The organism is Psychromonas arctica DSM 14288, assembly GCF_000482725.1.
GTDB classification, from domain to species: Bacteria; Pseudomonadota; Gammaproteobacteria; order Enterobacterales; family Psychromonadaceae; genus Psychromonas; species Psychromonas arctica.
In genome coordinates this window covers 279,391-301,912 of record NZ_AXWP01000001.1, presented here as the reverse complement: position 1 = coordinate 301,912, position 22,522 = coordinate 279,391, and the positions used below count along the sequence as shown (strand labels likewise).

Annotated in this window: 18 protein-coding genes; 11 read left to right on the top strand and 7 right to left on the bottom strand. The window is 38.3% G+C overall.

Annotated elements, in window-relative coordinates; translation table 11 throughout:
* Positions 1–22 precede the first annotated feature (22 nt).
* Both H592_RS0101315 and H592_RS0101310 read right to left on the bottom strand, forming a co-directional pair.
* Positions 23–1,294 carry an O-acetylhomoserine aminocarboxypropyltransferase/cysteine synthase family protein gene (locus tag H592_RS0101315; RefSeq protein WP_028867149.1) on the bottom strand — a complete coding sequence of 424 codons (1,272 nt, stop codon included), beginning with the start codon at positions 1,292–1,294 and terminating at the stop codon, positions 23–25.
* A 569-nt stretch (positions 1,295–1,863) separates the two neighbouring features.
* Complete coding sequence (locus tag H592_RS0101310) at positions 1,864–2,604, bottom strand: siderophore-interacting protein (RefSeq protein WP_028867148.1); 741 nt, start codon at positions 2,602–2,604, stop codon at positions 1,864–1,866.
* Between the two features lie 91 nt (positions 2,605–2,695).
* On the opposite strand from H592_RS0101310, the gene H592_RS0101305 reads away from it, so the two are divergent.
* Positions 2,696–3,130, top strand: coding sequence for a MarR family winged helix-turn-helix transcriptional regulator (locus tag H592_RS0101305; protein ID WP_028867147.1), 435 nt, complete (start codon positions 2,696–2,698; stop codon positions 3,128–3,130).
* 331 nt (positions 3,131–3,461) lie between these two features.
* On the opposite strand, the gene H592_RS0101300 is transcribed toward H592_RS0101305, so the two are convergent.
* From H592_RS0101300 to H592_RS0101290, 3 genes are all read right to left on the bottom strand, one after another.
* Positions 3,462–3,758 (bottom strand): HlyU family transcriptional regulator, encoded by a 297-nt coding sequence (locus H592_RS0101300; RefSeq protein ID WP_028867146.1) that lies wholly within the window; start codon positions 3,756–3,758, stop codon positions 3,462–3,464.
* A 138-nt stretch (positions 3,759–3,896) separates the two neighbouring features.
* The gene (locus H592_RS0101295) at positions 3,897–5,000 is read right to left on the bottom strand and encodes an ISAs1 family transposase (protein ID WP_028867145.1); all 1,104 of its coding nucleotides are present in this window, start codon (positions 4,998–5,000) and stop codon (positions 3,897–3,899) included.
* A 138-nt stretch (positions 5,001–5,138) separates the two neighbouring features.
* Complete coding sequence (locus H592_RS0101290; RefSeq protein ID WP_028867144.1) at positions 5,139–6,521, bottom strand: sodium-dependent transporter; 1,383 nt, start codon at positions 6,519–6,521, stop codon at positions 5,139–5,141.
* An 886-nt stretch (positions 6,522–7,407) separates the two neighbouring features.
* On the opposite strand from H592_RS0101290, the gene H592_RS0101285 reads away from it, so the two are divergent.
* The 8 genes from H592_RS0101285 to H592_RS21265 all read left to right on the top strand — a co-directional run bounded on the left by H592_RS0101285 (position 7,408) and on the right by H592_RS21265 (position 17,785).
* Entirely contained in the window at positions 7,408–8,052 is a 645-nt protein-coding gene (locus H592_RS0101285; protein ID WP_028867143.1) for an isochorismatase family protein, read from the top strand.
* The gene (pncB, locus tag H592_RS0101280; RefSeq protein WP_028867142.1) at positions 8,052–9,272 is read left to right on the top strand and encodes a nicotinate phosphoribosyltransferase; all 1,221 of its coding nucleotides are present in this window, start codon (positions 8,052–8,054) and stop codon (positions 9,270–9,272) included. Before H592_RS0101285 ends, pncB begins: the two co-directional genes overlap by 1 nt.
* 388 nt (positions 9,273–9,660) lie before the next feature.
* A complete protein-coding gene (locus H592_RS0101275) occupies positions 9,661–10,890 on the top strand; it encodes an MFS transporter (RefSeq protein WP_028867141.1) in 1,230 nt (409 codons plus the stop codon).
* A gap of 204 nt (positions 10,891–11,094) precedes the next feature.
* On the top strand, positions 11,095–13,299 hold the full coding sequence (locus H592_RS0101270; RefSeq protein WP_037070678.1) for a TonB-dependent receptor: 2,205 nt from the start codon (positions 11,095–11,097) through the stop codon (positions 13,297–13,299).
* A gap of 2 nt (positions 13,300–13,301) precedes the next feature.
* Entirely contained in the window at positions 13,302–14,129 is an 828-nt protein-coding gene (locus H592_RS0101265; RefSeq protein ID WP_037070677.1) for an ABC transporter ATP-binding protein, read from the top strand.
* Positions 14,129–15,250, top strand: a complete 1,122-nt coding sequence (locus H592_RS21275) for an ABC transporter substrate-binding protein (protein ID WP_245600346.1) — start codon at positions 14,129–14,131, stop codon at positions 15,248–15,250. Before H592_RS0101265 ends, H592_RS21275 begins: the two co-directional genes overlap by 1 nt.
* Positions 15,240–17,162 carry an iron ABC transporter permease gene (locus tag H592_RS21270; protein ID WP_051368856.1) on the top strand — a complete coding sequence of 641 codons (1,923 nt, stop codon included), beginning with the start codon at positions 15,240–15,242 and terminating at the stop codon, positions 17,160–17,162. The genes H592_RS21275 and H592_RS21270 overlap by 11 nt, the downstream gene beginning before the upstream one ends.
* Before the next feature lie 2 nt (positions 17,163–17,164).
* Positions 17,165–17,785: a nitroreductase family protein gene (locus H592_RS21265; protein WP_051368855.1), complete on the top strand. Its 621-nt coding sequence runs from the start codon at positions 17,165–17,167 to the stop codon at positions 17,783–17,785.
* Between the two features lie 394 nt (positions 17,786–18,179).
* Here H592_RS21265 and H592_RS0101245 read toward each other — a convergent pair whose 3' ends face one another.
* Positions 18,180–19,985 (bottom strand): DUF3413 domain-containing protein, encoded by a 1,806-nt coding sequence (locus tag H592_RS0101245; RefSeq protein WP_028867138.1) that lies wholly within the window; start codon positions 19,983–19,985, stop codon positions 18,180–18,182.
* Between the two features lie 5 nt (positions 19,986–19,990).
* Positions 19,991–20,215 (bottom strand): YejL family protein, encoded by a 225-nt coding sequence (locus H592_RS0101240; RefSeq protein WP_028867137.1) that lies wholly within the window; start codon positions 20,213–20,215, stop codon positions 19,991–19,993.
* A gap of 251 nt (positions 20,216–20,466) precedes the next feature.
* On the opposite strand from H592_RS0101240, the gene yejK reads away from it, so the two are divergent.
* Both yejK and H592_RS0101230 read left to right on the top strand, forming a co-directional pair.
* Entirely contained in the window at positions 20,467–21,543 is a 1,077-nt protein-coding gene (yejK, locus tag H592_RS0101235) for a nucleoid-associated protein YejK (protein ID WP_028867136.1), read from the top strand.
* Positions 21,544–21,576: 33 nt separating this feature from the next.
* Positions 21,577–22,443: a 6-carboxytetrahydropterin synthase gene (locus H592_RS0101230; RefSeq protein ID WP_028867135.1), complete on the top strand. Its 867-nt coding sequence runs from the start codon at positions 21,577–21,579 to the stop codon at positions 22,441–22,443.
* The last annotated feature ends 79 nt before the right edge of the window (positions 22,444–22,522 follow it).

Sequence of the window (22,522 nt, the reverse complement as noted above, 5' to 3'; positions counted from 1 at the left end):
TCTAGCTATTGGCGAATAATGGTTAAACGCTTGCTAATGCTTGTTCTACATCGGCAATAATGTCATCAATATTTTCAATTCCTACAGAAATACGAATTAATTCCTCACTCACGCCTGCCGCTTTTAATTCATTGGCATTAAGTTGACGGTGAGTGGTGGAAGCAGGGTGACAGGCGAGGGATTTTGCATCGCCGATATTCACTAGGCGTAAAATCATTTGTAGTGCGTCAATAAATTTACCGCCAGCTACCGCACCACCTTTAATACCAAAACTTAATACTCCAGAGGCTTTACCGCCACAAATTTTTTGACATGTTTGGTAATACGCACTGTTTTCAAGTGCGGCGTAATTAACCCAAGCGACTTTTTCATGGTTACTTAAATAAGTGGCAAGTTTCTCTGCATTTTCACAATGGCGCTCCATACGCAAACACAAAGTTTCTAACCCTTGCATAATTTGGAATGAGTTCATCGGGGAAATAGCAGCACCAGTATTACGTAAAGGTACAACTCGGCAACGACCAATAAAAGCAGCAGGACCAAAGGCTTCAGTATAAACCACATCATGGTAAGAAGGATCTGGTTCATTTAACACGGCAAAACGTTGTTTGTTAGCAACCCAGTCGAATTTTCCTGAATCGACGATTGCGCCACCAATGGAGGTACCATGACCACCAATATATTTAGTCAGGGAATGCACTACGATATCTGCACCAAACTCAAAAGGACGACAAAGCACAGGTGTTGCTACTGTGTTATCAACAATCAATGGTAAGCCATGTCGATGAGCAATATCGGCTAGCTTTTGCAAGTCAACAATATTACCGGCCGGATTACCGATTGACTCACAGAAAATAGCCCGCGTATTTTCATCAATTGCATCTTCAAATCCTTGAAAGTCATCATAAGAAACCATTCTTGTTTCAATACCTTGTTTAGGTAATGAATGTGCAAATAGATTGTAAGTCCCGCCGTAAAGTTGACTGGTACTGATGATGTTGGTGCCGACTTCACAGATACATTGAATGGCATAAGTAATGGCTGACATGCCGGAGGCAACTGCTAGTGCCGCGATACCTCCTTCCATTGCTGCGACACGCTTTTCTAACACATCGGTAGTTGGGTTCATTATGCGCGTATAGATATTTCCAGGCACTTTTAAATCAAATAGATCTGCACCGTGTTGAGTATTATCAAAAGTATAAGAAGTGGTTTGATAGATTGGCACAGCCGCCGCTCTAGTGGTCGCTTCTGATTCATAACCATGATGTAACGCAAGTGATTCTAATTTCATAAATACCCCAAATAATAATTAATAACATTTCACTCATATTGCAGGAAATAGTGTTCAATAAGTCATTTAACTCGTTGATTAGCAGAAATTTTTATTGTTAAACTTTTTGTATCTGAATGGTGATAGGTATATCGACTAAATTATATGAACAACAATAAACTCAAGCTGAGTGAAATAGAAATAACATATTAATCGCTACTGGTGATGTTGCAATTAAAGGGAATCGTTTCTGTAAGCTAAAGCAAGTTTTGAGAGTTTAGCGCGCAGGTTAATTTCTGCAGACAGGAATTTATTGAATAAGCATTGTATTCTATGGCAAGAAAGTTCTAAAAAAACAGCTATAGAAGTTACTCATGTAAAGGCTTGCTTGTTCTTTAATACCAAAGTATGAATCCCATATTATGAATGCTAAATGATAAATAATGAACACTAAATGAGATATAGTAAATTATAAACAGTAAATCATAAACAGTATATTATGACCGGTTATCAAAACCATTGTAACGGTTGTTATCTGTCTAATTCCGTTTTTAATTTAGTCGGTTTGTCTTTGCTAAACTAGTCATTTTTTATACTGGATTATTACGCTTTTCTGCTCCAAAACGATCAGCATTAACGCCTTTTTTCCAGTAGCCGACTGCAAAAATATTTAAGCGATCAAAACCTATCTCTTCTTGTAAAACAGGACGCAATGCGCGGATACTTCTAGCTTCTAAGCCTAGGAACACATGACTGTCTTTTGCCATATGCTTGGCCGCCTCGAGAACCGTTTCTTCTAATGTCATTGTGGCTTCATCTTCAATAAACCAGAGTGTGTTACGTGAATCATCATAATCCATTTTTATAATGTCTTTACGATTAGGCACTGCGATAATGGCTTTAATATCGGCTTCTTTTTTGAATTTTGGAATATAACCATTTAATGCATTCATTGAGGTTAAGTCACCCACAAGTAAATAACTGTGGTGATCATAATTTGTTATTTTCATTGGGCCTGGACCTGCGATACCAATGTTATCGCCTATTTTTGCATTTTGAGCCCAGTCAGTAGCTGGACCTTGATGACGATTAATGACAAAGTCTAAAGATAACTCATTTTTTTCTCGGTCAAATAGTCGGATCGTATATGAGCGCATCACGAGTTTACCCTCTTTTTGCAACACAATTTTGACATAGGAGCCTTCTTGATCAATCGGAAAATCTTTAAGGCTATCACCTGTAACAACAATGCGACGTAAATGCGGTGAAAGGTCAATCACCTGCGAAACATGTGTAAATCGCTTATTCTTATTTGGCTTTTTAGATTGCATAGGGTTTTCCTTGAATTAATTTACTTTAGTTGATAAAGTCTACCATAATGTATTTAGGTTGATATTGTCAACTAACTTTAAAAGGTGCCTTATGAAAAATGATTTTAGTTCAAATGCTGTGTTCAATATCGTTCATTGCTATCGTTTAGCGATGCGTTCAGCACTGAAAGCTAATGAAATTGGTTTAAATTCAATGCATGTAAAGTGTTTGTCATTTATTAAAAAAAATGCATCTTGTACCGCGCATGATATTGTGTGTTTTTTCGATAAAGACAAATCACAAATAGCCCGCTTAATTAAAGAAATGATTGATCATAAATGGATCACTAAAACAGCAAATCCCGAGGATAAGCGAAGCTTGATCTTGTCACTGACAAAAGATGGAGAAGTCTTAGCTACGCAGATCTATGAGACACAAGTAAAAGTCAAGCAGCAGATGCTGCAAGGGTTATCTCAGGAAGAACTACACGTGTTTAATAAAGTGAGTGAGACGATGACAAATAATTTGAAATTATCTAAAAGATGATAACGAGGAGATTATTTAATCTCAATTCTGGTTAATGAAAGTGGAATTATATTTAAAATCATAAGACTATATTTTTTTGGCTATACAGTGCCGCTAGTTTTGCGTAGTTCAAGGCGAATTATTGAAGCAATAACTGGTTATTGAGAGATAATTTAACGAAGAAATCTGCGGAAATAACGGTGTTGTATCGCTTTGCTTATCCAGAACTGAGGTTATTTAGCAAAATAAGCCCTCGATAAAAAAGATCCTAAATAAGATCCTAAATAAAAGGGCGATGAGATTCTTTTATAATTTACTTTCTATACTCAACTTTCAATGCTGAAAGTATAAACTAATTGAATAGGGTATCAGCCAATTGATCAACGGTCATTTTTGCTTTTCTAATGGTGATCTCAATACATTCATCGCGACTGCCTACTAAATCAGATCGAATGAATTGATGAGTTTGTAATGTGTCATCTTCACCCTTAGTGATCGTCGCTGCTACTCGAAATTGCCCACCTTCTGCTATCGGAGCAGGCGTAATAATAAAGCCATTATACGCTACGCTTGCAGCTTCTGCGGCTGTTGTTGCTGCTTCTGAAGTGTTGCTTGAAAAAAGCGAGGTGATACTCGATAAAAATCCCATTGTATATTCTCCTTAAGTCCTGTCTGTCGCGGTACACTCATTTTGAATTATTGTTTGTATTTATATTTGTAATAAAAAAGCAACTCAATGAGTTGCTTATAGACTGTTATACAGGGCAAAATCATACTTGTTCAATAATTAGCCGAATATGATTTTTTCTCTAACTTCATCAGACCACCCGGCTTGCTTAAGCTTGCCTTTAATACTATCTTTTATTGGACTTAATCGTGCTAAATTCATAGAAAATCGCCTGAAAGTTGCCATATTTTCAGGCGCGTCTCCCCGACGAATTCGTGATTCATCTTCCTTAAAAGTCATATCGAGTACCCAATGCGACGAATTTTCAATCGCCCAATGCCCTCTAATTACTCTAGATATCTGAGCTAAATCTACTTCCAGTGAGCTAATATAATAGGATATTTCAGTTGTCTCTTCTTCTTTGATTATTCGCGTTCTCTCAACTTCGATAACCGTATTGAGATTAGCCCAACCTTTTCGCTCTTCCATCCACTCAGTAACCGGAAGTTGGGTGTAACGCCTAGACTCAATGCGACCATGCCCATCATTTATTATGGTAACGCTATTTGCTTCTATCTGTTGCAGGTTATCTCGATACGTTTTGTGGAAGTAGGCCTTTATTTCTCTTGCTAATTTTCCTTGATTATTTTTAACTTGTAACGCGTAATCCCCACCTTTTTTATCGACTGCTGAAGCCACTTTCTTCAAACAATGCATCGCATCAGCCGTGATAATACTGCCCTTTAATTCCAGTATTTCAATCAACTCCATGACTGTAGAGACCTCATTCTTTTTACTTTTAGATTTACATTGAGCCAACACAAGACCTTGCTCAACAGCATAAGCTGATACGCTATGAAGTGCCGTTTTCCTCTCTCCATTAAAAGAATGACGAAGGGTTTTACCATCGAATGCGATTATCGACTGACCATTATCTTCTCGTATTTCATTAACCCAGCTCATAAAGCAAGTTAGTAATGAAGAGGGCTCGATAGCACTGATGATACGGGCGATTGTGTCATCAACAGGGATCCCATTTTCAAAGGGTCTAAATTTTCGTAACCAATTCAGCTTGCTATCCCCAAACTGTTTAATATCTTTCCATCCTTCTGCACCAGATAGAATAGCGACAACGGTAAGAAACATGACGTCGATTAATTCATGTTTTTTATTGATATGAGAGCGAGAATCTTCAAGAGAAGTAAAATGATCGATAAATGCCATTAGCTATAACCTAAAATCATCTATTAGATCATAACTAATAATTATCCGTCAATTAAAGTATGATCTTGCCCTGGACTGTTATACAGGATAAGCACAACAATCAGTGTATTGTGCTTATTTTACGCAGCAAGCTAATATTTAAAATAAACCAATAGCATTGGCAAATACTAATAGAATACCGATTGGTGCTACAAAACGCAGTAACAATAATACAATCGAGAAAGCTGTATCTGACATTTGGAACTCTTCTTTCAATATTTCTGGTTTGATCACCCATCCAGCAAAAATTGAGATAAAGATACCACCAAGCGGCAATAGAACATTAGCCGTGATGTAATCTAAGAATTCAAAGATGTCTCCGCCCATTCCAAATGATAGTTTTGTCCATTCTGCTCCTGCGAATGAGAAGATAGTCAATAGACTTAAAATCCAAACTGTTACACCAGCAATGATAGCGGCTTTGGTACGACTCATATTTTGACGTTCAGCTAAATAAGCAGTAGGGGATTCAAGTAAAGCGATTACTGAAGTAAAGGCTGCAAATACAATCATGATAAAGAATAGTGTGCCCACTAAATCACCAAATGGCATTGAACCAAACGCAAGTGGAAGCGATTGGAATAATAAACCTGGTCCTGCACTTGGCTCTAGACCATTAGCAAATACGATTGGGTAAATAGCTAAGCCAGCAATTAATGCAACAACTGTATCGGCAATCGCGATAGTAATAGATGTTTTTACAATTGAGACACCTTTTGGCAGGTAAGCACCATAAATCATCATTATACCCATTGCTAAACTCAGCGTGAAAAAGGCATGGCCTAATGCAACTAATGCACCCTCAATAGTAAGCTGAGAAAAGTCAATGTGGAACATAAAGCTAAATGCAGATGCAAAATCACCAACCACTGCCGAGTAAAGCATAATGCCCACTAATAGCAGTAATAAAGATGGCATTAGGTATGTAATGGCCGTTTCTAAACCATTCTTTACACCTTTTGAAATTACATAAACAGCAGCAATAAGTGTTAATGAAGACCAAACAAGCAGTTGTGAAACACTAGTAATTAAGTCCGTAAATAAAGCGCCAATTACATCTGCATTCGTTGCAGGTACTGCAGCCGCAGAACTGAACTCGCCTGAGCCAGCAAAAAATACGTAAGCTGCTGCCCAACCTGCAATTACTGCGTAAAAACTAAGTATTAAGAAACCCGCTAATACACCGATAGTACCAATGATTGACCAATGCGAAGAATGGCCTGACTCAGTAGCAACATGCGCTATGGCATTAGCTGGTGTAGAACGACCACGTTTACCGATCACTACTTCGGCCATCATCACCGGTATACCGATTAGGAAAATACATAAAAGGTATACAAAAACGAATGCACCGCCCCCATTTTCACCCATGATGTAGGGAAATTTCCAAATATTACCAAGTCCAACTGCAGCTCCTGTTGCAGCTAAAACGTACGCGTATCGACTCGACCATCGATTGGAGACATGTGTATCAGTGTTCATTTAAATCCTTGAGATGTAATTAAAATAGATATATTTATAGCTGAAACGTATAAAAACATAATTTAAGTAAATAATTGGGTAAGAATAATAAAAGTTCGGCCTATAGGCTACATAAACCATCATAAAAATTAATTTATGTCATTGAAAGTGTGCATAGCTCAATAAAATGGCGCATACCTTAGCATTACTATGGCGAATAGAAACTGATTGCATACTAAATAATCGATTTTTAATGGCCTAACCGCAAGATTTAATTTGTGAGGAATCACGTATTTTTTTAATTTTTTATAAAACTACACAAAATTATAAAAAATCGCAATTGTTGTCTGACAACTAACGATCGATAAAGTTAACGATAAGATAAATGCTTTATAGATAAGTTCAAGGTTTGATAGGTAGCAATCAACGTTGTTAAGCGTGTAACTAAGCATGTTGTTATCTAGGGTATTATGTTAATGGGCTTTATTTTAGCATTTAAATTATTACTAAATGATGGGGGGACATTGTCACTGTCACTGAAATTCTCATCATGTCGCCATTTATCGTTTTGGGTTTACTGTCATTTTTTTGCTTGTGTTGCCAGCTATGTTTAGCAGGAGTAAACTGCTGTCTTTTAAAATTCATCATTAAAGCGACTGACTTGCTAATGAAAGATCCGTTATAAATCATAATGGCATAAAGCTTTGAGGCTTTAACCTATCAAGCTTGATCATCCTCCAATAGTCTAATTTTCTGGTTTTGAAGCAGATAATAAAATAATTTGGTCAGCATATTTTCTAAAAATAAAATGCTTTAATAAAATAATCTCCGTTGTTCAAATTAATACGGGACAACATCTGGTACATTAATCTGATGCAAACATCATAAAAAATAATAGGAGTCACCAATGATCAAAATTGAAAAATCGATCACGGCCAGTTTTGATATCGATCCTCAGTGTGGCTTTACTCCGTTGTGTCCTGATGAATTACCCATTATTGAGGGAGATTTTATTGCACTAGAGTTAAATACACAGGCTGTGTTTACGCGTTATCGCTTAGTCAGTAAAGATTGTCACCCAGCACAAGCTCCTTGGATAGCAGAATCTTCTGACCAAGTGATGACCCCTGTAGAAGGCGAATATCCTGATTTAGATATTAAATGGCCCGCTCATTGTGTGGTAGGGACAAAAGGAAATACGTTAATTCCAGGCTTACCTAATGAAGCTGATTACGACTTATTAGTGAAAAAAGGGGAGCAACCATTTAAGCATCCCTATGGTGCTTGTTATCACGACCTTGCGGAAACTGAAAGTACTGGTGCTATTGAATGGTTAAAGCAACGGGGAATTGAAGTCGTTATTGTCGGTGGATTAGCCACTGACTATTGCGTTAAAACATCTGTATTACAGCTTTGCCGAGCTGGATTTCAAGTTATTGTTAATTTAGCCGCATGTCGAGGTGTTGACAGTGAATCGACTAAAACTGCCTGTGAGACGATGCAAAATGCAGGCGCAAAACTGATCACTAATAGTCAGGAATTGGAGCTTTAATGAGTAATGAAAAAATAGATCGCTGGTTGATTAATAGCTTAATGGATATCGACTTTTATAAAATTACCATGTTGCAGGCTTTTTATCACGCGGCTGAGTTTCGTCTTGTTAATGTGCAATGGAAGTTTGCATGTAGAAATAAGGAAGGATTAGATTTAACTCCATTGATTCCTGAAATTCAAAAACAACTTGAACATATCTGTACTTTATCTTTCTCAGAGCAAGAACTTGATTATTTAGCGAAGTTGTCTTTTATTAAACCTGATTTTATTGAGTTTTTACGGATCTTTAAATTAAACATGAAATTCATTCACCTGCATTGCGATGGTGAAAATATTAATTTGCGTTTTGATGGCCCTTTGTTGCATGTTAGTTTATTTGAAATTTACGCATTATCGATCATTAGTGAATTACACACTTATATTAATTGTGGCGGTTTTGACCTTTTTGTGGCGCGTGAAAAGTTAGCTTCAAAAATTGCATTGCTGAAAGCGGAAGGGGATTTGACTGGCTTTAATTTTATCGATTTTGGTACCAGACGTCGTGCCAGTAAAGATTGGCAAGAAGAAGTATTAAAAACCTTGAAAACACAACTACCAGACTCTTTTCTTGGCACCAGCAGTGTACATTTTGCGAGAACGCTAGGTTTACCAGCAGTTGGCACGATGGCGCATGAATGGTTTCAAAGTTGGCAGGCTGTTACTCGTTTAGCAGATGCACAAATTGCTGCCTTAGAAGGTTGGGTTAGGGAATATAGAGGACGCCTTGGTATTGCATTAACAGATTGTTATTCGATGGATTCTTTCATTCGTGATTTCTCTGATCCTTATTTTGGTAAACTTTATGATGGCTTACGTCATGACAGTGGTTGCCCCTTTGTCTGGGGAGAAAAAGCCATTGCGTTGTACCAAAAGATGGAAATAGATCCACTCAACAAAACTCTGGTATTCAGTGATTCATTGGATTTCCCGCGCATGATTGAAATTTGGAAACGATTTAGAGGGCGTATTAAAGTCTCTTTTGGTATTGGTACTAATTTGATGAATGATGTGGGTAATGTGCCATTGAGTATTGTGATTAAAATGATCTCGGTTAATGGTAAACCAGTGGCTAAAATTTCTGATGAGCCCGGTAAAAGTATGTGTGAAGACCTAGGTTATTTGCAATATCTCGCCAGTCAATATGGTATCGACCCAAGTATTGTAAGAATCTCTAAATAATTTTTGAGCGCTTAACGGAGTTAGGCGCTTTTTTTTCCTGTTTCTCTTCACTTCAAGTCACTTTATTTTAGGATATTACAATACATTGTATTTTCTATTGGTTGGTCTTCACGTTCAGTAACATTTTCTGCTATTCCTTAGTGATTCTTAGCCATCTAGTAGCAATTCCGCTAAATAGCGGATCAGTCCTGTTTATAATTGTGTTGCCCTTTTGTTTATTTTAATTCATTTCTTTTAATCCCCTACGTCATATTTTATGTTTTTGAAAAAAGTTCAATAATAAAACAAAATATTAATGACAATAGTTATCATTTACAATACCATGTATGTAACTGATAACTATTCGCAAATGATTGTGGTTTATCAATAATTTTATTAAGGATAAGCAATGCAAGGGATGGCCGTTTTATCATGTTGGGTATTAGGCGCATTGCAAGGTGCGATTTTAATACTGATCCCTAAGATGATGTTACAGGGTCAACTTACTGCGTTGCAATTAGCATTACCTTTATCTTTAGGTACCCTTATTTTCATGGCGTTCTGCGGTCAATGGGGGCATTTGTTAGATAAGCGTTTTAGCGCGAAACAATCACTGTTGGTGGTTGTAAAATGGGTATTATTGGGCTTTATTATTTCTCAACTTAGCTTTATTTTATTATTACAATATAGTCAGCTTACAGGGACGCTCTTATTATTTGCACTGTGTGTAAGTCGTGTCTTACACGGTATTTTCTGTAGCGCAATCACTCCTAGTGCCCAACTTAGTTTGTCACGTGATGATATAAAAGGCGAACGCTTAGTTTGGTCTAGTATTGCAACTAATGTCGGAAGACTGACTGCACCGTTATTAACTTTTGTACCAATTAATAATGATTATTTTAGTTTATGGTTTATTTTAACGGTGACAGTCTGTGCTTTGCTCATTGCTTGTTTCAGTCATGATTCAAAACAACACCTCGATCCGGCATTTACAGCTATCAACCACGGTAAAGTAATTGCGCCGACGCCATTGTTTTCCTTTTTCAGCCAGCGTTTATTAGTGATTGTGTGTATCAGTGCACTTTTACTCTCTTTGTTTTCATCACAATTACAATTTAGCCTCGGCCCTTTATTATTAGCGCAATACAACAGCGCCAATTTAGCGACAGAGATGACGGCTCACCTGTTGTTTGCTGCCAGTGCCAGCGCACTGATTTCATTATTTATTGTGTATCGTCTTCTTAGCCGTTATCCGGCCATCTTCTTAATGACTATTTCTACCGCTTTGATTGTAGGTTGCTGCTTATTTGTGTTGCAACAACAACTTATGCTTGCGGTTATCTTGATCAGTGCTGCGTTATCGATGGCACCTGCTTGGTATACCGCGTTAGCGATGCATGCTAGTCAGTTTCATAAAGCGCGCACCTCAGCGGCGGTCTCCCAAGGACATACTTTGGGCAATGCTTTTGGTGGGTTAGTAGGAGGGGCACTTTTATTACTTGGGGAACAATCCTTGTTAGTGAGTTTTATTTTGCTTACTAGTTGCATGTTAGCGACTTGGTTTGCCATTTACCTTCAAGCAAGCCGAAGCACTGAACGCACTGCTGTATTAGATAAACTCAGTTCAGGTTCTGTGTAATGGGAGGAAGCTAACAATATAAATACGAATTAGTCACTTGTTCAGACAAACAGTGTGTAGCTGCACTTTAAACACTAGATTAAAAAATTAACTCGAGGTCTCTGTAAAGCATGAAGCTGCCAATTATAGCGGTAAGGCTTCAACGTATTGAAAGCTGAGACAATATTAAATGTGAATATCTTATTTATATAAATGGAATTAACCATGAAACTAGCGCAATCAAAATCAAAATCAATTAAATTTATCTTAAATCCTATTGTTATCGCAATGTTAGGGATGCCGTTACTGGCTCAGGCTGAAGTCGATGATGAAGGTTATGCAATGGTTGTAACCGCGAACCGAAGTGCGCAAAGTATCAGTGATATTGCAGCAACGGTGTTGGTCATTGAAGAAGAGCAAATTGCCGAGCAAGCGCAATCAGGTGTTGATTTCAAAGCATTATTAGCCAACTTAATTCCAAGTTTGGATATGGGCAGTCAATCTCGAACCAATTCTGGCCAAAACATGCGAGGCAGAAAAACCTTAGTGATGATCGATGGTATCTCATTGAACTCTTCTCGTAGTATCAGTCGTCAATTTGATTCTATTAACCCATTTAATATTTCCCGTATTGAAGTGATCTCTGGTGCATCAGCTATGTATGGCGGAGGTAGTACTGGCGGTATCATTAATATTATTACCAAAAAAGGCAATAACGTATCGGGTAATAGTGAAACTTGGGTTGGTGCTAAATCAGGGTTTAATAATAGTGAAGATTTGCAATATCAAGTCGCTCAAGCTCTCTCAACAAGTACTGATACGCTGGATGCTCGTTTAGCAATTTCTTATGACCACTCTGATGCTATGTATGATGCAAACGGCGATATGGTGTTGCAAGATGTCACACAAACTAGCTCTCAGTATGTATCTCAAGTAGATATATTGGGTAGTGTAGGTTTCGATCTTACTGATACGCAACGTCTGGAATTAATGGCGCAGTATTATAATAGTGGCCAAGATAGTGATTATGGAGTGGATTACGGAACGAGTTACGGTAATATTTCTGACCCAAGCCAAGAGATCAATATGGTCGATGGTTACCAACTTGATGACCAAGCACAAACTGATCGTTATTTAATCGCCGCTAACTACATTAATAGTGATTTTTATAATCAGACCATGAATTTACAATTGTTTTATCGCTCAGAATCATTACGTTTCAATCCATTTCCCGATTTTGCTAACTCTTCTTTAGGGGGATCTGAGCAAGATACTAAAGTGGTCGGTTCAAAATTGGTGTTTACTGCTAAACCTACTGACGCACTTAGCTTAGTGTACGGTATCGATGCTCAATACGAAAAGTTCTCTGCGACTCAAACTTATTATGATATCAGCACAGCATTAGCTTCTAGCGGTTTAATTAATAACCGTATTGGTGCGGCAGGGCGTTACCCTGATATCGCAACAACCTCTATTGCTGGATTTTTACAGGGTGATTATGACGTTAACTCTGCATTGAATGTGCACGCAGGCCTTCGCTATCAATATACGAATGTTAAAGTAAGTGATTTTGTTGGCGCGGCTCAACAATATAAATTATTAACGGGTTCTTTAGCCTCTGCAGAGGCAATAGGGGGGGGAACAAAAGCTTACGGTAATACCTTAGTTAATGCAGGGTTAGTTTATAAATTAACAAAGCAACAACAGTTATGGTTTAACTTCTCGCAAGGTTTTGAAGTACCTGACCCAGCTAAATATTATGGACAAGGTGTTTATAATGCAGACGGCACGGTAGCCAGCAGCGTTAACGTTTCTGAAAATCCATTAGAAGGAGTAAAGACAAATGCGCTTGAATTGGGATACCGTATTAATGACGAATTATTTTCTGCGCAGTTAGCTTCTTATTACTCTATTTCTGATAAAAAAGTTGATTACAATAAAGCGGATCAAACTGTCGATGTTGTTGATGATAAAGTACGTATTTATGGTTTAGAAGCACAACTAGACTTTTACTTAACAGAAGAAATTAGCACGGGGGGGAACTTTAATTACATTATTAGTGAAACTAAGGTGGATGGAGAGTGGCAAGATTTGTCAGTTGCCAGCGCTAGTCCTTCTAAGTTAACCGCTTATCTCAATTGGCATACTGAACAATTTGCTACTCGTCTTCAAACCACTCAAATGTTTGATTATAAAGATGCAAGTGGTAGCAAGCTTGAAGGGTATAACACGGTAGATTTATTATCTGGCATTAAGTTACCAGTTGGTAAAGTCCAGTTTGGTATTACTAACTTATTCAATACAGAATACGATACGTTATGGTCTCAACGTGCCCAAGATACTTATAGTACTTTGATTGCGAATTCTGACTTGGTTAAGTTCCAGGGCCAAGGTCGTACCTATTCTATTAACTACAATGTGGCATTCTAACGTTGACTGCTCTATTAACTGTGAATAATTTATCTTGCCATTTAGGTGGCAAGTTAATTCTAAATGATATTTCCTGCAAATTTCAACAAGGCAAAGTAACCGCTTTAGTTGGCCCTAATGGGTCGGGTAAAAGTACCTTGTTAAAACTCATTGCTGGCTTAGAAACGAGCAGTACTGGTGATATTACGTTATCTGGAAAGGGAGTCGCGCAATACTCCCGTGCAGATTTAGCGATCAGATTAGCGATGCTACCACAGCGACATGCCACTCCAGTGGGATTGACGGTGGCTGATCTCGTTGAATTTGGTCGTCACCCTCATCGCCGTTGGTTTGCGCCATTAACCAAAAAAGATAAACAAAAAATGCATTGGGCGATGCAAGAAGCTGGAGTGCTTGAATTTGCAAACCTCGCCATTGAAACATTGTCTGGTGGAGAAGCGCAGCGGTGTTGGTTGGCAATGGTATTAGCACAAGATACTGATATCGTTTTATTGGATGAACCGACTTCATGGTTGGATATTGGCCATCAAGTTGAGTTGTTACATATTGTGAAACGCTTAAACGAACAATATGGAAAAACTATCATTTGGGTATTACACGATCTTAACCATGCGCAAACATTTAGCCATCAAGCTATTATGTTAGAAAAAGGCAAGGTAGTGGCTGCAGGTGATGTTGACGTTGTGTTCACTGCTGAACGTATTTCTGAAGTTTATAATACTTCTGTTGCACGTGTAGAAGTGGAAGGGCAAGCATTATTATGGCCAAGAACATCTGCGAAACCTGAATTAATCACAGCGGTAGACTCTGACCCTGCGAGGCAAGGCTAATGTTATCTCGTTGTATGTTAGCCACTGTTTGTATACTAGGCGTTTTGCCAAACTTAGCGTATAGCCAAATGGATCAAGCTGCTATTAATAAAAACACCATTAATAAGGAGGTTATTAACAATGAAGTCATTAACAAGAACATTGGAAATAAAAACCTCATAGATAGAGAAAGTGTCAATGAACTAAGTATTAATGAACTAAGCATTAATAAACAAAGCATTAACCAGTTTGAAGCTTCCATTGATATTTCAGATGACGCGGCCTTAGCACTGTCACTTCCTTCCATCTTAGTTGAACAGCCACGTGTTGTTGCATTAAATTGGACAGCTGCAGAAATGTTGTTGTCTTTGGGCATAAAACCCGTCGCAATGACGTCAAAAAATGGTTATCGGACTTGGCAATCTAATCATCCCGCTATTCCAGATAGTGTTAGAGAAGTCGGTAATCGCGCTTTTCCTAGTTTGCCAGTGGTCTTACAACAGCAGCCGGACCTTATTATTGGCTACCCCTTTCGTCATGCTCGTTTAATTAATGAGTTAAAGCTGATTGCCCCGACCTTGTTATTGCAACAATTTGCCCGCTTCAATCAGCCTAATTATCGATATATGCAACAAATGCGAGAAAACTACCTGCTATTAGCAGAGCGAGTGGGTAAACAAACCTTAGCTAAACAACAGTTAGCTGAAATGGATACGGAGTTAACGCGTCTAAGTTTGCTGATCATTAAGGCGGGATTACACAATAAGAAAATAGCGTACGGAAAATTTGTTGGCATGGGTTATGGATTACGTGTTTTCTCACAACAAAGTTTAGCGGCTTCTATCGCTAGCCATCTAGGACTTAATTATCAATGGGATATGACGTTACCAGGCAAGGATTTTACACATTTACAATTAGAACAAATTAAATTGTTACAAGATACTGCTTTGATTTTAGTTCAAGAGCGAGCTGGTGTTGGTGAACGAATGATGCTTTCACCACTGTGGGCTGAACATGACTTTGTGAAGAACAAAGATATTTATACGGTGTCGTCATTGTGGAGTTTTGGTGGTCCTGTGTCTGTTATTCGTATGGCACGTGCTTTTACTAAAGCGCTATTGGAGCAACAACATGATCACTAATTTCTTAAGTTTAGGGCAAGATCCTTTAAAAAAATCATTGCTTGTGTTGGTTAGTTTAATGGTTGCTGTTTTTGTTTGGGTTAGCTATCAACAAACAGTATTAACAAACACGTATCAAATCACTTACTTTTATCAATTATTGCTACCAACTTTATTAATGGCGGTGTTATGTGGCGCATTACTTGCGCAATCAGGTGTAGTAGTACAAACCTCGTTAGGTAATGCTTTTGCTTCACCTTCCACTATTGGCATTAGCGCAGGGGCGTTGTTGGGTGCGATGGTGATCAATTTAGTGATTGATGAACCTACTATTTGGCAAGTGTGGATTGCAGCTTTTGTCTTTGCATTAGTGATTGCAATGTTGATTTTATTGTTATCACAGGTAATTGGTGGCGGTAAATTACAGCTTATTTTGATTGGTATGGCGATGAGTTTGGCCGTTGGCGCGTTGTCTTCTGCGATTATGATCTATGCAGAGCAGCGTATGGATGGTTTGTTTTTATGGGGCAGTGGCAATATTGGACAAAGTGATCACCAATTAGTGTTCACTATTTTATTACCCGCGTTATTGTTATTAGCGTTACCTATATTGTGTAATCGTCAGCTGGATATGCTCAGTTTAGGTGATGATACGGCTAATGTGGTGGGTTTATCTGTACGTCGTTGGCGCGCCATTTTATTGTTTATAGCCGTGTTACAAGCTTCTTTAGTGACTGCGATGGTTGGTGTTTTAGGCTTTGTTGGGCTGATGGCGCCTCATATTGCTCGCATGTTGGGGTTTAACAAAACACGGCAACAGTTGATTTGTGCCAGTCTGTTTGGCGCATTACTCGTTGTCATCGCAGAACTCTTTTCTCGATCATTACCAGTGTCTGGTTTTCGCTTACCTACCGGCGTTTTAACCGTATTGCTGGGTATTCCTTTTTTCTTGTATTTATTAAGTCGTAAAAAAGGAGCGATGGCGATGCAAGAAAGTGGTTTTGGTTTAGCGGCATTAATTAAATTACCAAAGTCGATAGCCCTTGTGCTGCCGGCTTGTTTTCTGGTTGTCACGGCAATGGTATTTTGGCCTGATGCATTAGGTTTCCAATTTAATGCATGGCGAATGGCTGTTGCAGTGATGGCTGGTATGGGACTTGGTATGGCAGGGTGTGCGTTACAAGCCCTGTTTAGAAATCCGATGGCAAGCCCTGACATCTCTGGTGCAACCTCAGCATCCGTTTTATTTATTATCGGAGCCTTACAAATTTGGCCTGACGCTTCTAGAGTTGACCTGTTTTTCTGGGCTTTAGTGGGGGCGGCTATCGTTGTCTGTATTTTGTTTATTGCAATGCGATATCAATTACGGGTATCGCAACTCGCTTTACTAGGAATCGCTATTTCAGCTTGGTGCGGCACTATTGCTTCGATGGTCCTGACCTTTGGTGCTGGGGCGGCTTCCGTCACTGTATTATGGCTAACGGGTACAACCTATGGTGCTGATGCGCAAATTGGCTGGTTATTACTGGCGGTCACCTTACCCTGCTGTTTCGCTTTATTAATGTTATCGCGACATCTTGACCTTTTTACTCTTGGAGAAGATTGGGGGGTGCGACTTGGGCAGCCGTTAATGAAGTTACGTCTATTTATCATATTGCTGGTGGTGTTATTAACCGCTGCTGCGGTGGCTGCGGTAGGTGCGATCGCTTTTGTTGGATTGTTATCGCCACATATTTTACGTTTGCTCGGACAAACGCGTCATTGGGTATTGCTGTTAGGTAGTGCGCTAGTGGGGGCATGGTTATTATTATTAGCTGACGGTTTAGGCAGAACCTTGATTGCTCCTTTTGAAATAGCCAGCGGCATATTGGTATCAATCATCGGTGGTTTATATTTTATTTGTTTAATTTTATTAGGTTATAGAAGGAAGTAAGGATGTCAGTATTAGATCTTATTTATCAGCGCAGTTCGTGCCATGTCCATGAAATGGAACATCCCGCTCCGGATCACATTAAGTTAAAGCGAATTTTCCAATCGGTAATGAGTGCACCTGACCATGGCAATATTAAACCTTGGCATTTAGTGGTGGTTGATACTGAACAAGTGGGGGAAATGTGTGAATTGATGTGTCAAGCATGGCTTGAACATGCTGAGCATATAGAACCTGCACGTATTCGCCGTTTAACGAGTTATTTGAAAGACGCGCCGATGGTGGTGCTCGTTTCTGCTGATATTGTTGAGCCACATGCAGTGTCAAGACGTGACCAAGTGTTAGCCGCCGCCGCCGCTTGTCAAAATATTCTCTTAGCTGCAGAGCAAGAAGAAGTAGCAGCCATTTGGTATAGCACTGATGCGGCAGAGTTACCTGCCGTGCATCGACTGTTTGGATTGACTTTACAACAAGAGCCCGTTGCTTTTATTATGCTTGGCACTAAAAAACAACAACGTATAAAAAAGCGCAGTGATGTTGCTTCGCATTGTTTCAAGTGGCAGGGGGATAATCAATTAAGTCCTTTATTTGATGCAACGGCGATGACCTTCAGTGAAGCAGAATAAACGCGCTAAATATTCATTATTAAATCTTCAACACCTAACATTTAAAAGTGTGTTCTAAACTATAAACAAGGCAGTTGATCAGAAAAATCGCAATACAAGTTATACCAATCAGGATAAATAAATGACTAGATAATTACTTAGATTGGTACTAGTTAGTTTATCAAGAGTTGAGCTTGTATGAACTGGATAAACAAAAAATCCAATACACTGTATTGGCTTTTTATGTTGGGCGTTATTTATTGGAGAGGCGGTTTAAAGGTTATTCGATGCTATTCGGATCTTTTAAGCATTAATTAACTGTTAGCGATTTAGTTTTAATCTAACCTTGTCTCACAAACTATCAACAGTAACTGAGTTTCTAAGCCCAAGTGCTCATGTACTAAGTCCATTAATTTTAATTGAAGCGACGTAATTTTGATAACACATCAATTAATAAAGTAATATCAAATTCATTTTCACGTCCTGATTTTTCAACGCGTTCGCCTTGCCAATCAATACTATCAATGTCGCCATTGCCAGAGAACTGGGTGATTTTATCTGTTTCATAAATGATGTAATTATCGATGTCACCAGATAGCACATATTGGCGTTCATTATCATCCAACAAGTGTTGGCCACTGCTGTAAGTGCTGGTTGGGTTGGTAACTGAGAAAACGTCCTGCATCAAGGTTGGCATAATATCAACATGGCTAGTCATTCTATACACACTCTTAGGAGTTTTATCTGGCCGAATAATCACTAATGGTACATGTGAACCATTAATTAATTCATCATTGGTACTTTGACCTTTAAAGGATTGGCCGTGCGTTCCAGTGATCACAATGATCGTACTTTGATATTGTTTTTGAACTTTTAAAGTATCGATCAAACGCTGGATCTGAGTATCAATAGTGGCAACCTGGGACTGATATAAAGACAGGTTTTCACTTTGCTCTGGAATCGTTCGATGCGTTGCTTGAGCAAATAAATGATCATTTTTTTGTTCTAAATAAACATAGCTAAACCAAGGTTTATCTGATTGTTGAGCAGCAGCCCATTTAATCCATTGTTGTACGACTTGATTGTTGTTTTCAGCTTTTGAGTAATACACATCAGGTGTTTCTTTTAACTGGCTAAAGCTACTCTGTAAAAATTCAGGATGAACAAAACCAATACTGGAAAATAAACCCATTGAGCGTTGTTGCTCAGTTATTTCAGTCATGAAAATAGGGGCTATATGGTTTTCAGTTACGGAATTCCAATAACTGTTTGGTAAGCTATAAAATAAGCTAAACACACCTTGACTGCTATTATTTGCACCACTGAAATGATTTTTAAAATTCATTCCTTGTTCGCTTAATGCGGCTAAGTTAGGCATGTTGCTGGGATTCAACATATCTGCGCGCAATGACTCAACATTAATAATTAAGATATTATCGTTGACGCTAGTTGTAGGCTGCTCTGCATAACTGAGAGGGGCAAGCGGATACCTCAGTTGTTGCTGATTAGTACCTGCTTGACCTAGGCTATTTTTTTGTAATTTATCTTCATTTAACCAACCCTGTTTGGTCAAAAAAGTGCGCGCAGTCATCGGATAAGATAACGGGTAAAGTGACTTTTGATGAGTGATTGGTCGATATTGCGTGGCATCAGCCCAGATAAAAACCAGATGTGTGAGCACGAAAGCTGCAAATAAAAATAGCGCGATAGGCTTACCGATACGTTTAGACTGAATTTTTCGTACTTTTTTCCATAATAAAAAGGAAAAAATCAGTTCCAATGAGAATGTGATTGGTATTGAAATATAGTGAAGGTTGATTGAATAAATTGCTTCAACTTGTTCCGGTTTTTGTAAAAATTGCCAAATAAGTGGATTTAGATGGAAATCATAAAGCCGAAAAATTTGTGTATCAACAATCAAAAAGGTGATCGCAGTGGTTGCTATCACAATTGAGATTATTCGATAGGTCAAATTATGGGAGACTATAAATGCTAACGGAAATAAGAGAATGCCAAAGACCATCGCGCCGAGAAAACTGAAATGACCAACTAAGCTTAAGAATTGATAAAAAATTCCTAAGCTTGAATCGGCCAATCCTGAATAGGCGATATAACGCAGGCTAATTAAAGAGATGGCAACAATATTGAAAAATGTAAACCAGTGAGCCCAAGCAACTTGCTTGGCTACGTTATCGTGGAATTTATGACCCGTTTCAACCATTGTTATTATTTATCTTTCAAATTAATAGAAGCACTTAATGCTTTTACAAATTTGTCGCTAATGGCTTTACGTTGAGATGTTGGTACTTGGCTATTAATAACATGTGTAATGCTATTTCCGAGAATCATTAGACTCAAATCAACGGACACATCATTGTCATGTAAAACCTCCATTACCTGGTCAAGAATAGTTTCGATTTTTTGGCTAGAGTATTTCGATTGAATTGGCATAATAAACTTCTAATTAAGGGATAATAATTACGATATGATACCGCACTCATATTATTATACCAATCACTTAAAGACTGGAATTTTAAAGTTAATCGGATAATTAACCAAACATATTGTGTTCTCTAGCACATCAGCCTGTGAATTATGAAAGTGAATCCGAACAATAAGCATCGATTTGCTATTTTAAGATCCGCCGTGGTGTGTATAATTTACTAATTCAGTTCACTTGCTCCAATAAGGTCTCTCTATCTATGAACGTTTCTGCTACTAACATCATTTTACATTCTCTTAGTTACAATAGCGAAGGGGTTTTAAATTGTAAAATGCGCGAAGGTGAATTACCTATTTCCCCTTCTATTGAGCAACTGGTGATGGACTTACACCGTGGTTACCAAAGTAAATCAAATAAAGCATTTGCTTATTTCGCAGCCGAAGCAGACAAGCCACAAGTATTTCAACGCGCTTTGAAAGAAGAGTTAGCGGGTGAGTTAGACTTCGTTAGCTTTTCACAACAAGCAGCAACGTGCTTAGTTAATGAATTAAAAGAACATGACTTCGCAGAAGAAGGTGTGTTGTTAATTACTAAGTACAGTTGGACCACCAGTGATTATTTATTGGTGGCTTTATTACAAAATAACCAATCTATTAGTGTTAACGAAAACTTAGAACTACAAGTTAGTCAGCATATTGAAACCAGTAAAATTCAACTTGTGGCCAGAATTGATCTCACTTTATTAGCTCGCGATCCAGAAGCTAATCGCTATATCTCATTTATTAAAGGGCGTGTGGGTAGAAAAGTATCCGATTTCTTTTTAGACTTTATGGGTGCAAAAGAGGGTTTTGATGCGAAAGCACAAAATCAGGGGTTGTTAAAAGCGGTCGATGAGTTTTGTGAAAAACAAGCTCTGCCTACTGAACAAAAACAAGCGGTGCGCGAAGTCACTTCAAATTATTGTAAAGAACAATTAAAAGAAGGTGAAGATATTGACCTATCGAGTTTATCAGAAGAGTTTAAAAGTGCTTCTAGCCTAGAAGGCAGTTTTTATGATTTTGTTAGTGAGGATTATCAACTAGAAGAGAACTTTCCTGCAGACCGAGCATTAATGAGAAAGTTAACCAAGTATACAGGCCAAGGCGGAGGTATGAACATCAGCTTTGACCAAAAACATTTAGGTACTTCGATCACCTATGATGAAGCTTCCGATACATTGACTATTCAAGGTATTCCACCGAATCTTCGTGAACAACTTAAACGCGATGCGTTAATCGAATCTGATAGCAAAACTGAGTCGACACAAATATCTGACGATGGCAAAGCGCCTTTTTAGGGTTGATTGTTAATTTAAAAAAGTGATTAAAGAATGAAATTATTTGTACGAGATTTAACGGTCATTGACTCTACTTATTTAGACCATAAACGTGGTTTTGTAGGCGAAAGTCACCAAGTCGACGTAATTTTAGATGGACAGTTAAATGAACAATCTATGCTATTAGATTTTTCATTAGTCAAAAAACAAATTAAAGCAATTATTGACGCGGAAGTCGATCATAAACTTATCGTGCCGAAGGCAGCAAAGCAATGCACTATATCGATTGATGCAGACCGAACGCAAGTTGACTATGTACTTGAAGATAATAGTGCTATTCAGCTAAAAAGTCCGCACCAAGCTTATTGTTTATTAGAGTGCGACGCTGTCACTATCTCGGTATTAGAGGCTTATTTAGAGCAAGTATTATTAGTTAAGTTGCCTGAAAATATAACCGGATTATCGATTACGTTACGTTCAGAAGTGATCTCGACACCGTTTTATCACTACACTCACGGATTGAAAAAGCACGATGGAAATTGTCAACGAATTGCGCATGGTCATCGTTCAAAAATTGATATTTATATCAATGATCAATACAGTGAACTATGGGTTGAAAAGTGGGCCCAACGTTGGACAGATATCTACTTAGCAAGCGATGAGGACCTATTGGATCCTGCGTTATTATCTTTTTCACCTAAAGCGTCAACGGTACCTATGCATTGTTCTGCTTATCATTCTGCGCAAGGATATTTCGAACTATTGATGCCGGCGAGTCGCAGTGAAGTACTCAATAATGACACGACGGTTGAAGAGTTAGCTCGCTTTATTTGTGAAACCATTAAGCAAGATGAAGGTCAGAACAATGTGACTGTTTATGCTTATGAAGGGATTGGTAAAGGGGCGATTGCGGAGTTGTAATCGTTTTACCTATTTTATTGTATGGTGCGGCAAACACTTAATTGTCGTTAAGAAATTAATTTAATACTAGCTTTAAGGA

Coding starts and splice junctions, on each gene's coding strand:
- H592_RS21275 (WP_245600346.1), top strand. CDS start 14,129: ATGTTATCTCGTTGTATGTTAGCCACTGTTTGTATACTAGGCGTTTTG.
- H592_RS0101305 (WP_028867147.1), top strand. CDS start 2,696: ATGAAAAATGATTTTAGTTCAAATGCTGTGTTCAATATCGTTCATTGC.
- H592_RS0101290 (WP_028867144.1), bottom strand. CDS start 6,521: ATGAACACTGATACACATGTCTCCAATCGATGGTCGAGTCGATACGCG.
- H592_RS0101275 (WP_028867141.1), top strand. CDS start 9,661: ATGCAAGGGATGGCCGTTTTATCATGTTGGGTATTAGGCGCATTGCAA.
- H592_RS21270 (WP_051368856.1), top strand. CDS start 15,240: ATGATCACTAATTTCTTAAGTTTAGGGCAAGATCCTTTAAAAAAATCA.
- H592_RS0101230 (WP_028867135.1), top strand. CDS start 21,577: ATGAAATTATTTGTACGAGATTTAACGGTCATTGACTCTACTTATTTA.
- H592_RS0101315 (WP_028867149.1), bottom strand. CDS start 1,294: ATGAAATTAGAATCACTTGCGTTACATCATGGTTATGAATCAGAAGCG.
- H592_RS0101300 (WP_028867146.1), bottom strand. CDS start 3,758: ATGGGATTTTTATCGAGTATCACCTCGCTTTTTTCAAGCAACACTTCA.
- pncB (WP_028867142.1), top strand. CDS start 8,052: ATGAGTAATGAAAAAATAGATCGCTGGTTGATTAATAGCTTAATGGAT.
- H592_RS0101295 (WP_028867145.1), bottom strand. CDS start 5,000: ATGGCATTTATCGATCATTTTACTTCTCTTGAAGATTCTCGCTCTCAT.
- H592_RS0101310 (WP_028867148.1), bottom strand. CDS start 2,604: ATGCAATCTAAAAAGCCAAATAAGAATAAGCGATTTACACATGTTTCG.
- H592_RS0101245 (WP_028867138.1), bottom strand. CDS start 19,985: ATGGTTGAAACGGGTCATAAATTCCACGATAACGTAGCCAAGCAAGTT.
- H592_RS0101240 (WP_028867137.1), bottom strand. CDS start 20,215: ATGCCAATTCAATCGAAATACTCTAGCCAAAAAATCGAAACTATTCTT.
- H592_RS21265 (WP_051368855.1), top strand. CDS start 17,165: ATGTCAGTATTAGATCTTATTTATCAGCGCAGTTCGTGCCATGTCCAT.
- H592_RS0101270 (WP_037070678.1), top strand. CDS start 11,095: ATGAAACTAGCGCAATCAAAATCAAAATCAATTAAATTTATCTTAAAT.
- yejK (WP_028867136.1), top strand. CDS start 20,467: ATGAACGTTTCTGCTACTAACATCATTTTACATTCTCTTAGTTACAAT.
- H592_RS0101285 (WP_028867143.1), top strand. CDS start 7,408: ATGATCAAAATTGAAAAATCGATCACGGCCAGTTTTGATATCGATCCT.